This window comes from Bacillus sp. N6 (genome assembly GCF_052805735.1).
Genome location: NZ_CM127843.1, coordinates 3,923,691 through 3,938,874 on the forward strand (window position 1 = coordinate 3,923,691; position 15,184 = coordinate 3,938,874).

17 protein-coding genes are annotated in these 15,184 nt (G+C 33.7%); 3 read left to right on the forward strand and 14 right to left on the reverse strand.

Going from position 1 to position 15,184, the window contains the following annotated elements:
• Positions 1-30 precede the first annotated feature (30 nt).
• From ACUXVC_RS20030 to ACUXVC_RS20070, 9 genes are all read right to left on the reverse strand, one after another.
• Positions 31-897 (reverse strand): hypothetical protein, encoded by an 867-nt coding sequence (locus tag ACUXVC_RS20030; protein ID WP_001167322.1) that lies wholly within the window; start codon positions 895-897, stop codon positions 31-33.
• 247 nt (positions 898-1,144) lie between these two features.
• Entirely contained in the window at positions 1,145-2,275 is a 1,131-nt protein-coding gene (locus ACUXVC_RS20035; RefSeq protein ID WP_000218671.1) for an N-acetyldiaminopimelate deacetylase, read from the reverse strand.
• A 63-nt stretch (positions 2,276-2,338) separates the two neighbouring features.
• Complete coding sequence (gene dapD / locus ACUXVC_RS20040) at positions 2,339-3,061, reverse strand: 2,3,4,5-tetrahydropyridine-2,6-dicarboxylate N-acetyltransferase (protein WP_000783241.1); 723 nt, start codon at positions 3,059-3,061, stop codon at positions 2,339-2,341.
• Positions 3,062-3,132: 71 nt separating this feature from the next.
• Positions 3,133-4,017 carry a LysR family transcriptional regulator gene (locus ACUXVC_RS20045; RefSeq protein WP_002094125.1) on the reverse strand — a complete coding sequence of 295 codons (885 nt, stop codon included), beginning with the start codon at positions 4,015-4,017 and terminating at the stop codon, positions 3,133-3,135.
• A 153-nt stretch (positions 4,018-4,170) separates the two neighbouring features.
• Entirely contained in the window at positions 4,171-4,614 is a 444-nt protein-coding gene (gene cbpB / locus ACUXVC_RS20050) for a cyclic-di-AMP-binding protein CbpB (protein ID WP_000623573.1), read from the reverse strand.
• Positions 4,615-4,782: 168 nt separating this feature from the next.
• The gene (gene abbA, locus ACUXVC_RS20055; protein ID WP_001188692.1) at positions 4,783-4,974 is read right to left on the reverse strand and encodes an antirepressor AbbA; all 192 of its coding nucleotides are present in this window, start codon (positions 4,972-4,974) and stop codon (positions 4,783-4,785) included.
• Positions 4,975-5,097: 123 nt separating this feature from the next.
• Complete coding sequence (locus ACUXVC_RS20060) at positions 5,098-5,616, reverse strand: ribonuclease H-like YkuK family protein (RefSeq protein ID WP_000348490.1); 519 nt, start codon at positions 5,614-5,616, stop codon at positions 5,098-5,100.
• A 74-nt stretch (positions 5,617-5,690) separates the two neighbouring features.
• Entirely contained in the window at positions 5,691-5,840 is a 150-nt protein-coding gene (locus ACUXVC_RS20065) for a hypothetical protein (RefSeq protein WP_000440540.1), read from the reverse strand.
• A gap of 241 nt (positions 5,841-6,081) precedes the next feature.
• Positions 6,082-6,318: a YkuJ family protein gene (locus tag ACUXVC_RS20070; protein WP_000055151.1), complete on the reverse strand. Its 237-nt coding sequence runs from the start codon at positions 6,316-6,318 to the stop codon at positions 6,082-6,084.
• Positions 6,319-6,550: 232 nt separating this feature from the next.
• On the opposite strand from ACUXVC_RS20070, the gene ACUXVC_RS20075 reads away from it, so the two are divergent.
• Positions 6,551-6,787, forward strand: a complete 237-nt coding sequence (locus ACUXVC_RS20075; RefSeq protein WP_000717873.1) for a glutaredoxin family protein — start codon at positions 6,551-6,553, stop codon at positions 6,785-6,787.
• 77 nt (positions 6,788-6,864) lie between these two features.
• On the opposite strand, the gene ACUXVC_RS20080 is transcribed toward ACUXVC_RS20075, so the two are convergent.
• The 3 genes from ACUXVC_RS20080 to fadH form a co-directional block, all read right to left on the reverse strand.
• Complete coding sequence (locus tag ACUXVC_RS20080) at positions 6,865-7,353, reverse strand: DUF3993 domain-containing protein (RefSeq protein WP_001233805.1); 489 nt, start codon at positions 7,351-7,353, stop codon at positions 6,865-6,867.
• 182 nt (positions 7,354-7,535) lie between these two features.
• Positions 7,536-8,753, reverse strand: coding sequence for an EAL domain-containing protein (locus tag ACUXVC_RS20085; protein ID WP_098678449.1), 1,218 nt, complete (start codon positions 8,751-8,753; stop codon positions 7,536-7,538).
• 253 nt (positions 8,754-9,006) lie between these two features.
• Positions 9,007-9,771, reverse strand: a complete 765-nt coding sequence (fadH, locus tag ACUXVC_RS20090) for a 2,4-dienoyl-CoA reductase (protein WP_000660913.1) — start codon at positions 9,769-9,771, stop codon at positions 9,007-9,009.
• Positions 9,772-10,002: 231 nt separating this feature from the next.
• Between fadH and ACUXVC_RS20095 the strand changes: the two genes are divergently transcribed.
• Together ACUXVC_RS20095 and ACUXVC_RS20100 are read left to right on the forward strand one after the other, a co-directional pair.
• Positions 10,003-10,860, forward strand: a complete 858-nt coding sequence (locus ACUXVC_RS20095) for a metallophosphoesterase (RefSeq protein ID WP_053565477.1) — start codon at positions 10,003-10,005, stop codon at positions 10,858-10,860.
• A 97-nt stretch (positions 10,861-10,957) separates the two neighbouring features.
• Complete coding sequence (locus ACUXVC_RS20100) at positions 10,958-11,194, forward strand: hypothetical protein (RefSeq protein ID WP_000283738.1); 237 nt, start codon at positions 10,958-10,960, stop codon at positions 11,192-11,194.
• A gap of 160 nt (positions 11,195-11,354) precedes the next feature.
• On the opposite strand, the gene ACUXVC_RS20105 is transcribed toward ACUXVC_RS20100, so the two are convergent.
• The gene (locus ACUXVC_RS20105; RefSeq protein WP_053563730.1) at positions 11,355-13,463 is read right to left on the reverse strand and encodes a polyphosphate kinase; all 2,109 of its coding nucleotides are present in this window, start codon (positions 13,461-13,463) and stop codon (positions 11,355-11,357) included.
• A gap of 108 nt (positions 13,464-13,571) precedes the next feature.
• A complete protein-coding gene (gene ppx, locus ACUXVC_RS20110; protein ID WP_140155653.1) occupies positions 13,572-15,146 on the reverse strand; it encodes an exopolyphosphatase in 1,575 nt (524 codons plus the stop codon).
• Positions 15,147-15,184: the final 38 nt, after the last annotated feature.

Genomic DNA, 15,184 nt, shown 5'->3' on the forward strand with positions numbered 1-15,184 from the left:
TATATGCGTCACAAAAACTGTAATTAGCTTTTATTTTTGTTTTTGTATATAAAAATATTGTTGCAAGTAAAAAGCGATACCAACAAGTAACATAGCAAATACAAATATATTTCCAAACGAACTAAATGTTTCAAAAACGAATAATAATGTTTCTTGACCAAAAAAGGCAAATAGAAGCTGTATGAATGCAAATAACAACGCCCATATGTAATGATGTTGATGGAATAAATAATGCGTTGCACCTAAAAAAGCAATAAACGAAAAGATAAAGATCCACCAATTTTCTAAAAATAGTTGCCAACTAGAAAATTGATATCCATTTACCAATATCGCAATAAGCGCGATAACTGCCATCGTCGGCACACTCCAAAATAATGCCCGTCCTCTAAAGAAACGAGTGCCTTTAACATCACCTTTTTCATGTGCAATATATGTTAGTACTACTGTGCTTATATACAAAACAGAAAGAATTGTTAAAACGATAATAAGCCAAAAATGTAATTGATAATATTCATGTTCTATATTTGTCACGATTGCAGCTAACATGCATGGAATTAACATTCCCGTCCAACCATCTACTTTTCTTTCATTCCAAAAGACCGTATTACCAATCCTTATTCCTAACAACATAAAAATAATGATACCCAATACAAATAACGTAGTTTTATTCCCTACTAAACTCGTTGAGAAAGCAATTAATCCAATAAATAAAAAGAGCACAAACCCATTCATAATTTCTAGTACAGGTGATAAATATCTCTTCACCCATTTGTATGTTTCGTCATATTCATTATTATCTACTAAACGATAGGCATAAAAACTTATCCCAAAATAAACCGCCGCAATAATAACATACGCATATAAGACGAAACATAAAATCGCACTGCTAATTTGCACGTAATTCCCCACCCTTTTTTCTATGTTTCACATTGATTTTACACACTTTTCATACTAAAAGTAAACATATATAAGTTAGTCAAATAATTAATAATGAGCAGTGGCTAAAAACCCCCTGCTCATTATTAAAACAGTCCAATTAACTTTATTCTTTCATTTGTATGTAAATGTCTAAAATCACTCTATACGAGCGTTACTTACACCTCATAACAAAAAGTTTTTTGGAACCTTCAATAAAGCGGAAGTTTTATTTTCTATTCCCTTTCCACTTTACATATTGGCTTAAAAATGTAATTGCCTTTTCAATCACTTCTTCGTCTGGTTTTAATTTTGCATGATGTAAACCATATTCTGAATTTACTCCAAGCCAAAACATAAATCCAGGGATTTCTCGAAGCATATAACCAAAATCTTCACCTGTCATTGCCTCAGTACATGTAATAACATTCATATCTGTTTGTTTATGTACAAATTGCATAAACTCTCTTGTTAACTCTTCATGGTTATATACTTGATGATACATTGCTCCGTAATCTATAATCGCCTCACACTGGAAAGAAGCTTCGATACCTGCAACAATTGCCTCAATTCTGCTTTTCACACGCTTCATTGATTCCACTGATAATGTTCGAATCGTTCCTTCTAAACGAGATTTTTCTGCAATAATATTTTGAACCGTACCACCTGTAATTTTCCCGATTGTAATTACTGCACTATCAAGAGGATTTACATTGCGACTAATAACGGATTGAAGCTGTGTAACAAGATGACTCGCTGCAACAATCATATCATTTGCAGTATGCGGATAGGCAGCATGGCCACCTTTCCCTTTTAAATCAATATATAATTCTGAAGTATTAGCAAATAACAGTCCTTCTTTCGTTGCAATTGTCCCTACAGCGTATTCTGGTGCAATATGAAGACCAAGAATTATATTTGGTTTCCATTCTTTTAACTCTTCACTTTCTAACATAGGAAGTGCACCGCCTGGTCCTTCTTCTGCTGGCTGGAATAGAAATACAAGGTCATCATCTATTCTTTCGCTCACAGCTTTCGTTAGAAGGCCTAAACCGATTGTTGTATGTACATCGTGGCCACATGCATGCATCATTCCTTCATGAATAGAAGCAAACTCATATCCAGTTTCCTCTGTAATTGGCAGACCATCTATATCTGCACGATAACCTATTATTTTTTCTGGATTTTTTCCATTTACTTTAACGATTACACCCGTTTTCCATGTCTTCACTTCCACAAATTCATGAGAAAGTGTTCCTATATAATCTAAAATATACTGTTGTGTTTTCCATTCCTTAAATCCGATTTCCGGAATTCTATGTAGATCTCTACGAATTTGGACAAATTTGCTTACTGTCATTTTTGCACCTCTATCTATAAAAAGCGTAAGAGCCCATTTACGCTCTTACGCTTTTTTTACTTTTTATTTCTCTGGGTTTAATTGACGAAGCTCTTGTTTAATTTCTGTTTTTGCTTTTGTCTTCTCATCAATTTCTTTAATTACACGTGCTGGAGTACCTGCAACAACTGTGTATGGAGGCACATCTTCTGTTACAACAGCTCCTGCTGCTACAACTGCACCTTTACCTACTGTAACACCCTCTAAAACAACTACGTTTGCACCGATTACTACATCATCTTCAACGATAACTGGTTTTGCAGAAGGTGGCTCAATAACACCTGCAAGTACAGCACCTGCACCTACGTGACAGTTTTTACCGACTGTTGCACGTCCACCAAGTACTGCGTTCATGTCGATCATAGAACCTTCGCCAATTACAGCACCAATGTTAATTGTTGCATTCATCATAATTACAGCGTTGTCACCAATTTCAACATGGTCACGAATAATAGCACCTGGCTCGATGCGAGCTTTAATACCTTTTAAATCAAGCATTGGAATTGCAGAATTACGACGATCGTTTTCTACAACGTAGTCAACGATGTGCTTATTATTTTCATCAAGAATTGTCTTAATTTCAGACCATTCTCCGAATAATACACCTGATTTTTTATTCACAAATGCTTGTACTGTTTCAGGGAATGTTACTTCTTTTAAATCCCCTTTTATGTATACCTTTACAGGAGTTTTCTTTTCACTTTTTTGAATAAACGAAATAATTTCGTTAGCGTCCATCATTTTCATTCTTGTTGCCTCCTAAATCCATTTATAATGTTACTCTACCAAACGAAAGAGCGAGTAGCAAGATAATAATCTTATTTTTCCCTTTGAATTTCTTCTATAATTTCTAAAAATGCTTGTACTTGCTTCAACTGCCTTGCCGAGTCACTTGTTAACAACCATGTTTCTCTCGTCAGTTGAACAGGTGTTTTATACATATTTTCCTGTACTTCCTTTAAAACAGTAGAAGGTAAAAGGGCGTAACCTATACCATTTAAAACAAGTTGTTTGCATGTTTCAATTTGGTCAACTACAATCGTTCGCTTAGGCGGATTAGAAAATAAACCATACCACCAATTTTGTATTTGTCCATAATAAGTTGAGTCACTTTTAAATTGAATGAACGGTCTATTTGTTTCTTTTAGCATCGAAATATCTTTTATTTCTTTATCAACTAAATACAGTTCATCTTCAAATAATTGTTGCTTTTGACCTTTATATTCTTGTGTTCCCCTCAGTATAGCAACATGAACGTCTCCTTCATAAAACTGCTTTTGCACTTCACTACTCCATCCAGTAAACAGCGATATCTTTACAGAAGGATATTTATGCACAAACTTTTTCAAAACAGGAGGGAGCCAATATTGACCAATAACTGATGCAACAGCTATTTTTAAAGTTCCATGAGTTTCCGTTCTAAAAACAGCTAGCTCACTTTTTATATCCTCTTCCTTTTGCAACATTTCTTTGGCATAATTTGCAACTTTTTCCCCTTCAGGTGTAATTGTCAATCCTTTTTGTGAGCGAATAAAAAACTTCATTCCCCATTGTTTCTCCATAGATTGTAATCGTTGACTCAGCGCAGGTTGTGAAACAAATAAACGTTCCGCCGCTTTTCTCATATTTGATTCCTGAGCTAACACAACCATCATTTGAAAATCATCAATTTGCAACTTTCTCCCTCTTTCCTTAGCTTCCATACACCTTATTCCATTAAGCTTTCATTCAGAAAATACAATTTTTCAGCGCAAACTTCCCTTATGTTTTATGTCTTTTTTAATATAATACATACACAAGTGATATGCACGAAAAAAAAGTGACTTCTTCGTTTCTATGAAGTCACTTTTCTCACGTTATCGATTATGTTGCCTTACTTTCTTATTCAACAATTTTAAAATAGCCCGACGTGTTAAAATCCCCTCAAAATAGCCTTCTTCATTAACAGCGCAAATAAAAGGATGATCAATTGTCATTTCTAAAGCTTTTGCAAATGAATCTTCTAATTTAAGAAAAGGTATATCTTCCTTCATCACCTGCTCTACTTTCATATCATCAAGTCTTTCAAACTCAATACGCTCTAATCCTAACATACCATCTAATATCATGGCCGTACTAATCAAACCATGTAATTTATACATTGGATCTAAGACAGGTATCGCCGAATATCCAGATTTCACAAGAACGAGTAAAGCATGTTCTAAACCATTTCCAATTTGGACATGAGCTACTTTTTCCGATGAAATCATTAAATCCTTCACAAGAATTTGTTGAAATTCGTCTTTCGGAATACTAATCATATTACATCCCCCATTTTCCCTTTTTCCTGCTTATGTTCATAACTCTATTCACATTTTATGACAGCGTTTTCATATTATTATTTTGTCCTAAATTTATTTCAATAAAAATACAATCACACAGCTATTTTAGCATACAGCACAAAAAAAAGACTACCATTCCGGTAGCGCTTAATACCCTTTATTTTTTAATCTGTAAAATAACCTTGTGATTTTTTTATATTGCATCACATCTGTCTGTTTCAAACCATTCTCAATGTCCGTAAGTTCCACAGCTAAAATTTCACTTGCATAATTTTGCTGAAATAAAATATCTAGTAGTAAACTTTCTTCTTCCTTCGTTAAAACAACTTCCCTTTGCATATACCCCTCTCCTTACACTCGCATCGTTACTCACTCTTATTATATAAAAAATTTAACCTATTTAATAGATGTAATATTCAGTTTTTACCAAAAGATATGTAGCAATTATAAACATACAAAAAATCATTTCGTATATCGATTTGCATAACTAAACGCCGCATAAGCATCCGGCTTAATTTTTGCAGTTAATCCCATCGCTCGAATTTTTTCTGTCATATCTAAAATAAATTCTCTTGTTAAACCATCATTCCCAATGTCTAAATGAATTTCCATTATGAATCCAGCCCCATCTTGAGCATAAGGATGCAATAACTCCCATATTGTTTGTATATGAGTAGGCGTAAATAGACATGCAATTTCTTGACTAAACTGCGTTTCTAAATATATTTTCTCACGTAAGGTCGCTGGCTTATCTTTTACTGATCTATGGTGTAAACAACCCCAGGCACCTTTTCCAACACGATGAATATGGATTGCTGTAATAAACCTCGTATCCTTTTGATGCGCTTGCGAGTCTGTCCCAATGGATAATCGATACAAATTTCGCGGATCCTTTTCAATGAAACTACAAATACGGTTAAAGACCATATCAAAATTTAAATGTCTCTCTGAAACATTGTAAAATTTATGTGCACCGTCCACAGAGTCACGTCCTTTCAATTAGACAGACTTTTCGTATTCTCATTGTATGGGACAAAAACTAAAATTATAACTTCCTATCCTTTATTCGTTTCAATATTTCGAATTACAAAGTGACAAACTTGACACGTATAAATTACATTTTGATTAGATTGAGCCGTTAATACATGAATAATCTCAGCAGAACTTTGACAATTAGGACAAATCACAACTGGTAAACGTTCCATACGATAACCTCCTAGTTATATTTCTCCCGCTATTTGCAGAACCCAGCAATTGTGAGAAGTTTAGCTTCACATATTCACCCGGTTGACGGGACTACTTATCCACATGGATAAGCAAACTTGCACGGATTAAATTTTCATTTTAATACCATTGTAGGAAAAATAAAAAACTTCTATACATTACGCTGAAAAGTAATAGAACTAAAAAAGGTACTGCCATATGGCAGTACCTTTTTTATATGTATCAAGAAATGATATCGTAAATCTCAATTGCAACCATGTCGATATTATCGAATTGGTACACTTGAGGTTTTTCACCTTGTTGATACACTTCTAACTCATACATTTCACTTTTATCGAAAAATTTCACGCTACATTTGCGCTCACCGTTCACTTCAAAATAGCGTTGTGCTACTTCACCGCTTTCAGCTTGTTCTTGTAGACTAACAAGTCGAGTTAAAATTCCTTGGAGTAGAGACATGAAATCTCTCCTTTCTCTGATCTTCCTACCAATAGGTTTTACAGCTATACTCATTCTATCCGTCATAACAGAAAAAATGTTCCACACTCTAGGATAAAGGTTATTAGCCAGAAACTCAACTAAAATTTGTCGAAATGCGAAGGAAAAAACAGAAAGAACATATTTCCCCTTCTTTATTGCGGTTTTTATACTGGAAGAATATAATAAAAAACAGAAAAAGGGAGGAATTACAATGAAAAAAATTGAGGTTTATACACAACCTGATTGTCCGCCATGTGTTATTGTGAAAGAATTTTTGAAGCATAATAACGTTGCATATGAAGAATTTGACGTAAAAAAAGACGCTGCTGCTCGCAACCGTCTTTTAAACGACTATGATTCCTATTCAACTCCAACAGTCGTAATTGATGGCGAAGTAGTTGCAGGTTTTCAAATTGAAAAGTTACAACAACTACTCAATATAGAATAGGAATAGGTAAATACCTATTCCTATTCTTATCCCGCTGTTTGTAGGTAGTAAAACTCCCACTAATTAAAAGTTTCACTTTATAATTGTTGCAACCTTTTTATTTCAGTTAAAAGTTCCTGACTTTCATGATATCCTGCTAACTTCCATTTATCTTGATCCCTTTTCAATGTTACAATTTGATATTGTCCACTTTTTGTCCGCTCATATACATATAAATTTTTATGCTCTTGATCATACGACATTTTCGTTTCTGAATTAAAAGAAAACGGCGCTTCTTTTGCCGGAAGTAAATATTCACCACTTTGTTTATCACTTCTGCTATTTTCATCTGTAAATACTTGAAGGAAATTATCTGTAAAATACGGTGATAACGTCTCTATCATCTTATTCATCGGCAAATGCTTCCCACGAATTGAAAACTGGGTTTCATAGCCTTTTTGTATCGTTGTAAATACTTCTTTCCGATCCACTTCCACTTCCTCTTTCCCTAAAACAGTCGTAACACTATAACCAACTAGAAAGGCAACACATACAAATAGAACAAGCCATATTCCATATTTCCTCATTTTTTCACCTTCCTTTTAAAAGAACTTGTCTTTGTAGTATTCATTGTAACAATGATTATGCAAAGAAAGGACAGATTTCGTTCGTAAAATCTTTACAACGATAGACAGCATTTTCATCACCATTTTCACTATTACCAATTTATGATAAAAACAAACAAAAAATGCACGAATCTCTTCGTGCATTAAAATAAAACATCTTCTTCATATAAATATTCATATGATAAATCTATAAATAAAAAGTTGTCATCATCTATTGGGAAAGAAAATGTTCGTACCATTTCGCCCGTTTCGATATCTGCATATAAATCTGAAAGCCTTGCCTTATTCTCAAAACGCATTTTCATGATATTCTCGAGAAAATACGGGCGCCAACTCCAGTTCTTCATATAATAATCCGGCATCACAATCCATTCTCCATCTTTTTTCATAACATTTCCTGATTGTTGGAAACCATCTTCATTACAAATAAATATGCGAAAACTATACTGTGATACACTTTGACTAAATTGTAATAACCAATCATTGATATCTTCATTCTTTTTTTGTTTTGATAAAACATCGCCAATGCGATCGCGTAACATCTCTGTTAAATTATAAATTTTTTGTAACTTCTTCTTTTCATGTTGAATAAACTGATGACATTCATTACCAAGTCGCTCTTTCAAAACATTCGTTTCAATAAAATCAGGTAAACATTCTTTCAAATAATTACCTTGATAATATCTTCCGCCGTTCTTCCAAGCATATTGCAGTTGATAAAAAGCATCTATTTCTTCATATAACAAAGTTGCACCAATTCTTCTAGCAAGTAATGATAAAGAATATAAAATATCTTGATAAGATTGTAAAAGTGCTGTTTGCCTTAAGTTCGTTAAATCTACTTTTAAAATATCAGGTGCTAACACGCTAATACGCTCTAAATTACTTGTGCCCGTTCCGACCTTATTAATCGAAATTTGAATACCATATGTACGATAATACATAAGCAAATGATTAAATTGCTCTATATCTTCTTTACATTCATGCTCTGTAATCTCTAAAACAATTTGTTTTAAATTTAAACCTTGTTCTTCATACCTCAATAAAAGTTGAAGCAAGCTTTCTTCATCATCATTCATTAATACATTAGCATTCCGATGTATAAATAATAATAATTTTTGATCGCTTTCTAAATAACGATTTAAAGCTTTTTCTACTATAATATTATCCGCTTCCAGTTGAAATTCACTTGGAATCGAATCATCGTGAAAGAAAGAAGCTAAACTTTGTATGCCCTCTTCTGTTTGAATACGTCCTACTACTTCATATCCAATTACAGTATGCTCATCAGCACTAAAAATAGCTTGATAATAAGGAAGGACTTTATCCAAGTTACTCATTACATCTAATGCATCTATCAACGTGCTTCCCTCCCTTTACTTTTCAAAAATTATAACATGATATTTACGGAAAAATAATAAAAAATCCCTTCAGTTTTCCTGAAGGGATTAGAGGGGTAAAATGCTAAGGGGAATTAGCAATTCTACTATGAAGAAAAAAGAGGTCTTAAATATAACGTATATATGACCTCTTGTAAACACTTTTCTTTCATATGTCACAATTCCGTCACATTTAACCATAAAAAATGAATCAAACATTCATTTTTTATCCCTTTTAAAATGGATATTGATGTAAATGTTGTCCTCCATCCATTGTCATGCAAGTTCCATTTATGTACGCCGCTTCATCTGAGCATAAATAATAAGCTAGACCAGCGATTTCTTCTGGCGTACCCAGCCTTCCAAGCGGAACACTTTGTATCGTACGCTTAGCCATTTCTTCTGAAATCCATAATTTATCAGCACCGCCCGTACGTTCAATTGGTCCTGGCGCGATAGCGTTAACTCGTATTCCATATTTACGCCCCCACTCAACAGCGAGCGTCTTCGTCATCGCTAATACCCCTGCCTTCGCTGCAGCCGAATGAATCACTCCTGGACCTGCATCCCATGCATACGTTGCTACCATGTTAATGATATTCCCTTTTATACCTTTTTCAATCCAATATTTTCCGACAGCATGACTACAGTAAAACGTACCGTTTAACACAATATTAATGACTGAATTCCAGCCATTCACAGATAAATCTTCTGCTGGACAAATAAAGTTTCCAGCTGCATTATTTATTAAAACATCAATTCTACCAAACTTCTCATCAATCTGTTCAATCATTTTCTGAATGTCATCCGTATTTCTTACATCCATTTGTACAGGTAATACTTGCCCTGGAAATTGTTCAATTTCCAACTTTGTTTCCTCTAGTTTTTCCTTTGTACGTCCGGTAATAACAACTCGTGCCCCTTCTTTTGCAAAACGAGTCGCCATTCCTTTTCCCATTCCACTCGATCCACCTGTTATAATAACTACCTTTTCTTTCACATACATCCCCTCCAAAAAATGAATACACATTCATTTTATCACTTTATTTAATAGAAATCTTTATATTTTTAAACTTTTCTGATATTTTAACGTAAAGAACTTTCTTTTTATTCATTTTTTTTCGTAATCTATACTACTTTTTTATTATGTAAAGTATATTTTAAATAAACTGAAAGGAGATTTGAGTAGCCTATAAATGGAATAAAAACATTGAGGTATACTCATATTTTTATGAAGCACATTACAAGAAGAAATTTTTTAAAAATTGGTATGCGTACTTGTCTCTATTCATTTATAACCAGTAGCATCGGATACTACTATGCTAAATATATAGAGCCCCATTTCATTTCTTTTACACAGCACACATTAAAATCACAACTCATCCCAAAAAGTTTTCATGGTATAAAAATTCTTCAATTCAGCGATTTACATCTCGGATACTATTTCTCGCTTCAACATTTATCTAAAGTTGTTTCTAAAATTAATGCTGTAAATCCAGATATTGTCCTTTTTACCGGAGATCTCATTGATAATTATCAAACGTATACTGACACTCCTTTCGTTGCATCCATTTTAAAAAATATACAAGCCCCCTTCGGTAAATTCGCTATTTATGGTAACCATGATCACGGTGGATATGGAACTGAATACTATGAGCACATCATGCGTGAATCTGGATTTGAACTATTGCTAAATAGTGAAAAAAGAATTCGTTTAATGGATAATAGTGAAATTTCTATTTTCGGTCTCGATGATATACTACTAGGCAGACCAAAAATAGAGAAAACATTAGAGCATGCACGGCAAAGTACTTATAACATTGTTCTTGTTCACGAACCAGATATCGCGCCCAAAGTTTCTAAATATCCAATCAACTTGCAACTTTCTGGTCATAGTCACGGCGGACAAGTACAAATTCCTTTTTTAGGACCTATTATTACACCAGCACTCGCCCAAGACTATATTGAAGGCTTCTATACAATTCAGGATTTAACTCTCTATGTCAATCGAGGCCTCGGAAGAACACGTGTCCCATTCCGTTTTATGTCAAAACCTGAAATTACACTTTTTATACTTCAACATTCGTAATAATTCGCCTATTTTCTTGCATATCCTTTCTTGTACGCGCTCATCCATGTTTCATTTACCATATGATGAAAGTGAGTCCAATAAAGGAGGTATGTTCATGTATCCATATTATCAACCAATCCCAGTCCGTTCAGCACCTATTGGTCCAGTAGGCGACTCACGCTTCTTTCCGTTTTTTGGCGTTCCCTTTCTAGCTGGAATTGCTGGTGGATTGCTCGGCGGAGCATTAGCTTTCGGCCCTCGACCGTTTTATCCACCTTATCCACCACCTTTCCCGCCGCCAGCACCTTATCCTTGTTACGGTGGACCCTGTCAACAACCATACTATTACTAAGTTAAAATAACGATTCTTTCAAATGTTATTCTCTCAACGAACCACCTTATTACACGCTTATAATAAAACTATTGTTTCTACTCATCCTTCCATTTTGGGAGCATATGAGTAGAAAAAAGTAAAAACCTCTTATGGACATAAGAGGTTTTTACTTTTTTCATTATTCAGCGTCTGTATTTTGATATGCCATCTTAAACAACTTCACTTGGCTATCAATTTCTTCTGTACTACCATTAATAACATAATAGTAATCACCATCTTTATTTTGTTCACGTGTTTTCACATTATCAGCTAATGTAAGCTGTAAAATCGCCTTAATTCGTGCCTTCATTTCAATATCTAATATCGGGAAAGATATTTCCACTCGCTTCTCCATATTTCGCGTCATCCAATCAGCTGAAGATAAATATATTTTCTCCTCCCCATTATGATGGAAATAATAAATACGGCTATGTTCTAAATATCTTCCAACAACACTAACTACACGAATATTTTCACTTACATTTGGAATACCAGGTCGTAGGCAACATGTTCCTCGAACAATGAGCTCTACCTTTACTCCAGCTTGTGATGCTTCGTACATTTTTTTAATTAATGGTTTATCTGTTAATGAATTCATCTTAGCGATAATATATCCATTTCCATATTGCCTATGATAACGGATTTCTTCATCTATTAAATCCATAAATTGCTCTCTTATATCAAATGGAGCAACCGATAAATGATGAAAATGTGGCTTTGTTGTATAACCACTTAAATAATTAAAGAAATTGGTTGCATCAACCCCAAAGTCTTTTCTTGATGTAATATATCCAAAATCAGTATATAACTTCGCTGTTGCATCATTATAGTTTCCAGTTCCAAGATGTACGAACCTTTCAATTTTTCCGTTTTTTCTTCTTACAACTAACGTAATTTTACTATGTGTTTTCAAGTGACTTACACCGTAAATAACATGACAGCCTGCCTGTTCCAATTCTTTAGCCCAATGAACATTGTTTTCTTCATCAAACCTTGCTTTTAATTCAACTAATACCGTCACTTGTTTTCCCTTTTCAGCCGCTATCTTTAACGCCTGAATAATCGGTGAATCACCACTTACACGATATAACGTTTGTTTAATCGCAAGTACATTCGGATCGTCTGCCGCATCACGGACAAAATCAACTACCGGCTGAAATGATTCAAAAGGATGATGTAATAAAATATCATGCTCAATTGCTTTTTCAAATACATCTTCTTCATCACCTAAATCTTGAGGCGGTTGCGGAATAAGAGCTGGATATACAAGATGTTCATATAAAGGAGCTAGTTTTTTATATAAAGAAAACAAACATGTTAAATCTAATGGACCATCCATTATATATACATCTTCATCTTTTACTTCCAGAACCTCATATAATAACGCTAATACTCTTTCATCAATGTGTTCTTTCCCAACTTCTAAACGTACAGCAGCCCCCCACTTACGCTTTTTTAATTCTTTTTCAATTACCTTTAATAAATCTCTCGCACCTTCTTCATGAATCGTTAAATCTGCATTGCGTGTAATACGGAAACGAGTAACAGATGATACTGTATATCCCGTAAATAATTTATGAGTAAAGCTACTAATTACGTCTTCTAATAAAATAAATTTATGCTTTTGCCCTTCGCTCGGTAAAATTATGAAGCGCTCAAGTAATGAAGGAACTTGCACAATTCCTAATTTCGTCCTGTTTTCTTCTTCCGCTTGCTTCTCATCATATAAAAGAGTAGCCAAATTCAAACTTTTGTTTAATAACATTGGAAATGGGCGATATGCATCAATAGCTACAGGAGTTAACACCGGAAAAATTTGCTCATCAAAATACTCTTCTATAAATTCTCGCTGCTCTTTCGTCAAATCATTGAATGTTAAACGTTCAATTCCCTCTAACTCAAGCGCTGGTAATACATAATTTTTAAATGTATCATATTGTACTGTCATTAGTGCATGGGCTTTTATCGCAATTTTATTTAATTGCTTTTTTGGTGTTAAGCCAGCTTTATTTTCTGGTTGATTAAATCCAGCACTCACTTGATCCTTTAATCCCGCTACACGCACCATAAAAAATTCATCTAAATTCGAACTAAAAATACTAATAAATTTCAATCTTTCCAAAAGTGGATTATTTGCATCTTGCGCTTCTTGTAAGACACGTTCATTAAATGCTAACCAACTTAACTCTCGATTATTGTAATAAGCTGTATCATTTAAATTTACTGCATTCCCCTTCAATAATTCCATTCTCTTCACACTTCCCCTTGAAACTTTTTTACTATAATTTAGTTACTTTTATTTTAGCAAATTACAATATTATAAAGTGTAAATTTTTTGTAAAGACATCCGTACAACCTAATGTTTTAGTTCAAATAACAAGTTAATATTCGTTTTTAATACTCTTTCTAACTGTTTTTTTTGTTTTTCAGCTTGCACTTTTTCCGCTAATGCTGATTGTTCGCATAAAACTTTAAACGTTAACCCTTCTTCGTTTTCTGTTATAGATATGGTATCAACAAGCGATCGTTGCCTTACATTTAAAGTAGCTGAAAATTGTAAAACAGCTCCTAACAGGCGGATTTTTTTTTGTTCGCTTTTATCAAACCAACCTTCAAATGGTGATAAATGTTGTTTAAATAACATTTTTGATTTATACGATGCAATAAGTGCTAGCCTTACTCGATCTTTATGCATCATGCCATCAATTGTCTTATTCGCTAATAAATAAAACGTATGTAAACGGCTCGCTTCTTCGTCTATATATTTGCCTATATTAAATACTTTCGCTGCTTGATGGAACACTTCCCAGTCTTTTACTGACATAGAAATAAGCCCTATTTCCTCAAGTTGTTTGCAAATTAGTCTTCCATGTTTAATAAGTTGAATAACAAATTCCATATCCATTTCGTATTCATGTGATAGTAAATGCAAACTTTCTTCAACTACGTTCGGATAATATGAAATCCCCAAATCTTTTGTCAACTCTTCATAGAAAACACCTTCTCTTAACCCTTTTCTACTTAATACAAATGCCGGTGCCTCTATAACATGAACAAGTGTATGAAATACTTCAACCGCTGGAATAATCGTATCCGCTCGATCTTTTGCCAATCCTTCCAATTTCTGAAGTTCTATGAACGACAATTTTTCTAATTCATCTTTTACATTTTCAATATCTTCTTCTTTCATCTTGTATAAATGTAATCCTGCTATAGGATAACATATTAAATTTTGATGGATTTTTACTAAGTTCCTCGCACTACCACCAATTGCAATAAGAGGCAATTTCTTATTGCTTAACCATGGTAACGTTCGAAATTGAAACTCTAAATACCGTTGCATTCCTTCTAACTCATCTTTAGTAGGAATATCACCTTTAATAAATTGTTGCTTTAAAGAAAGTGCCCCAAAAGGAAAACTATGGTACTCTAAAATCTCTCTATTTCTAAAGTATGTAACTTCCGTACTTCCCCCACCAATATCTACCGTTATTCCTTCTGAAAACGATGTAGAATTCATAACCGCCAAGTATCCGTAACGCGCTTCCTCATACTCTGATAATACTCTAAGAGTAAAGTCCGTTTGTCCTTCAATAAGCTTTTTAATTTCCTCTTGATTCTCAGACTGTCTAATTGTTGCTGTTGCAACACAAAGTACATGATGCAACTGATGGAACCTTGTACTTTCTTGAAATTGAAATAATGTCTGTAATAATACTTCTATTCCCTCTTCATTCAACACACCATCAATTAAGTAATTTCTTAACCTAGCAACCACTTTCGTATTTTCAATCTCTTTATAAAAACCTCCATTTTGCTTTTCATAAATAACTAAACGCATTGTATTAGATCCAATATCTATAATGGCATACTGTTGTTTTAATATTTCTTTCAAACTTCTCACTCTTTCATTATCAAATTTCAAAAGCATATTCTATTACTATTATACAAAATAGTTGTTTTTTGTAA

Bases quoted from the DNA above. Each gene is read 5' to 3' on its own strand.
- ACUXVC_RS20065 (WP_000440540.1), bottom strand. From the start codon at position 5,840: ATGGAACGTTTACCAGTTGTGATTTGTCCTAATTGTCAAAGTTCTGCT.
- ACUXVC_RS20080 (WP_001233805.1), bottom strand. From the start codon at position 7,353: ATGAGGAAATATGGAATATGGCTTGTTCTATTTGTATGTGTTGCCTTT.
- ACUXVC_RS20070 (WP_000055151.1), bottom strand. From the start codon at position 6,318: ATGTCTCTACTCCAAGGAATTTTAACTCGACTTGTTAGTCTACAAGAA.
- ACUXVC_RS20100 (WP_000283738.1), top strand. From the start codon at position 10,958: ATGTATCCATATTATCAACCAATCCCAGTCCGTTCAGCACCTATTGGT.
- ACUXVC_RS20075 (WP_000717873.1), top strand. From the start codon at position 6,551: ATGAAAAAAATTGAGGTTTATACACAACCTGATTGTCCGCCATGTGTT.
- ACUXVC_RS20105 (WP_053563730.1), bottom strand. From the start codon at position 13,463: ATGGAATTATTGAAGGGGAATGCAGTAAATTTAAATGATACAGCTTAT.
- ACUXVC_RS20095 (WP_053565477.1), top strand. From the start codon at position 10,003: ATGAAGCACATTACAAGAAGAAATTTTTTAAAAATTGGTATGCGTACT.
- ACUXVC_RS20035 (WP_000218671.1), bottom strand. From the start codon at position 2,275: ATGACAGTAAGCAAATTTGTCCAAATTCGTAGAGATCTACATAGAATT.
- ppx (WP_140155653.1), bottom strand. From the start codon at position 15,146: ATGCTTTTGAAATTTGATAATGAAAGAGTGAGAAGTTTGAAAGAAATA.
- abbA (WP_001188692.1), bottom strand. From the start codon at position 4,974: ATGCAAAGGGAAGTTGTTTTAACGAAGGAAGAAGAAAGTTTACTACTA.
- ACUXVC_RS20045 (WP_002094125.1), bottom strand. From the start codon at position 4,017: ATGGAAGCTAAGGAAAGAGGGAGAAAGTTGCAAATTGATGATTTTCAA.
- cbpB (WP_000623573.1), bottom strand. From the start codon at position 4,614: ATGATTAGTATTCCGAAAGACGAATTTCAACAAATTCTTGTGAAGGAT.
- dapD (WP_000783241.1), bottom strand. From the start codon at position 3,061: ATGAAAATGATGGACGCTAACGAAATTATTTCGTTTATTCAAAAAAGT.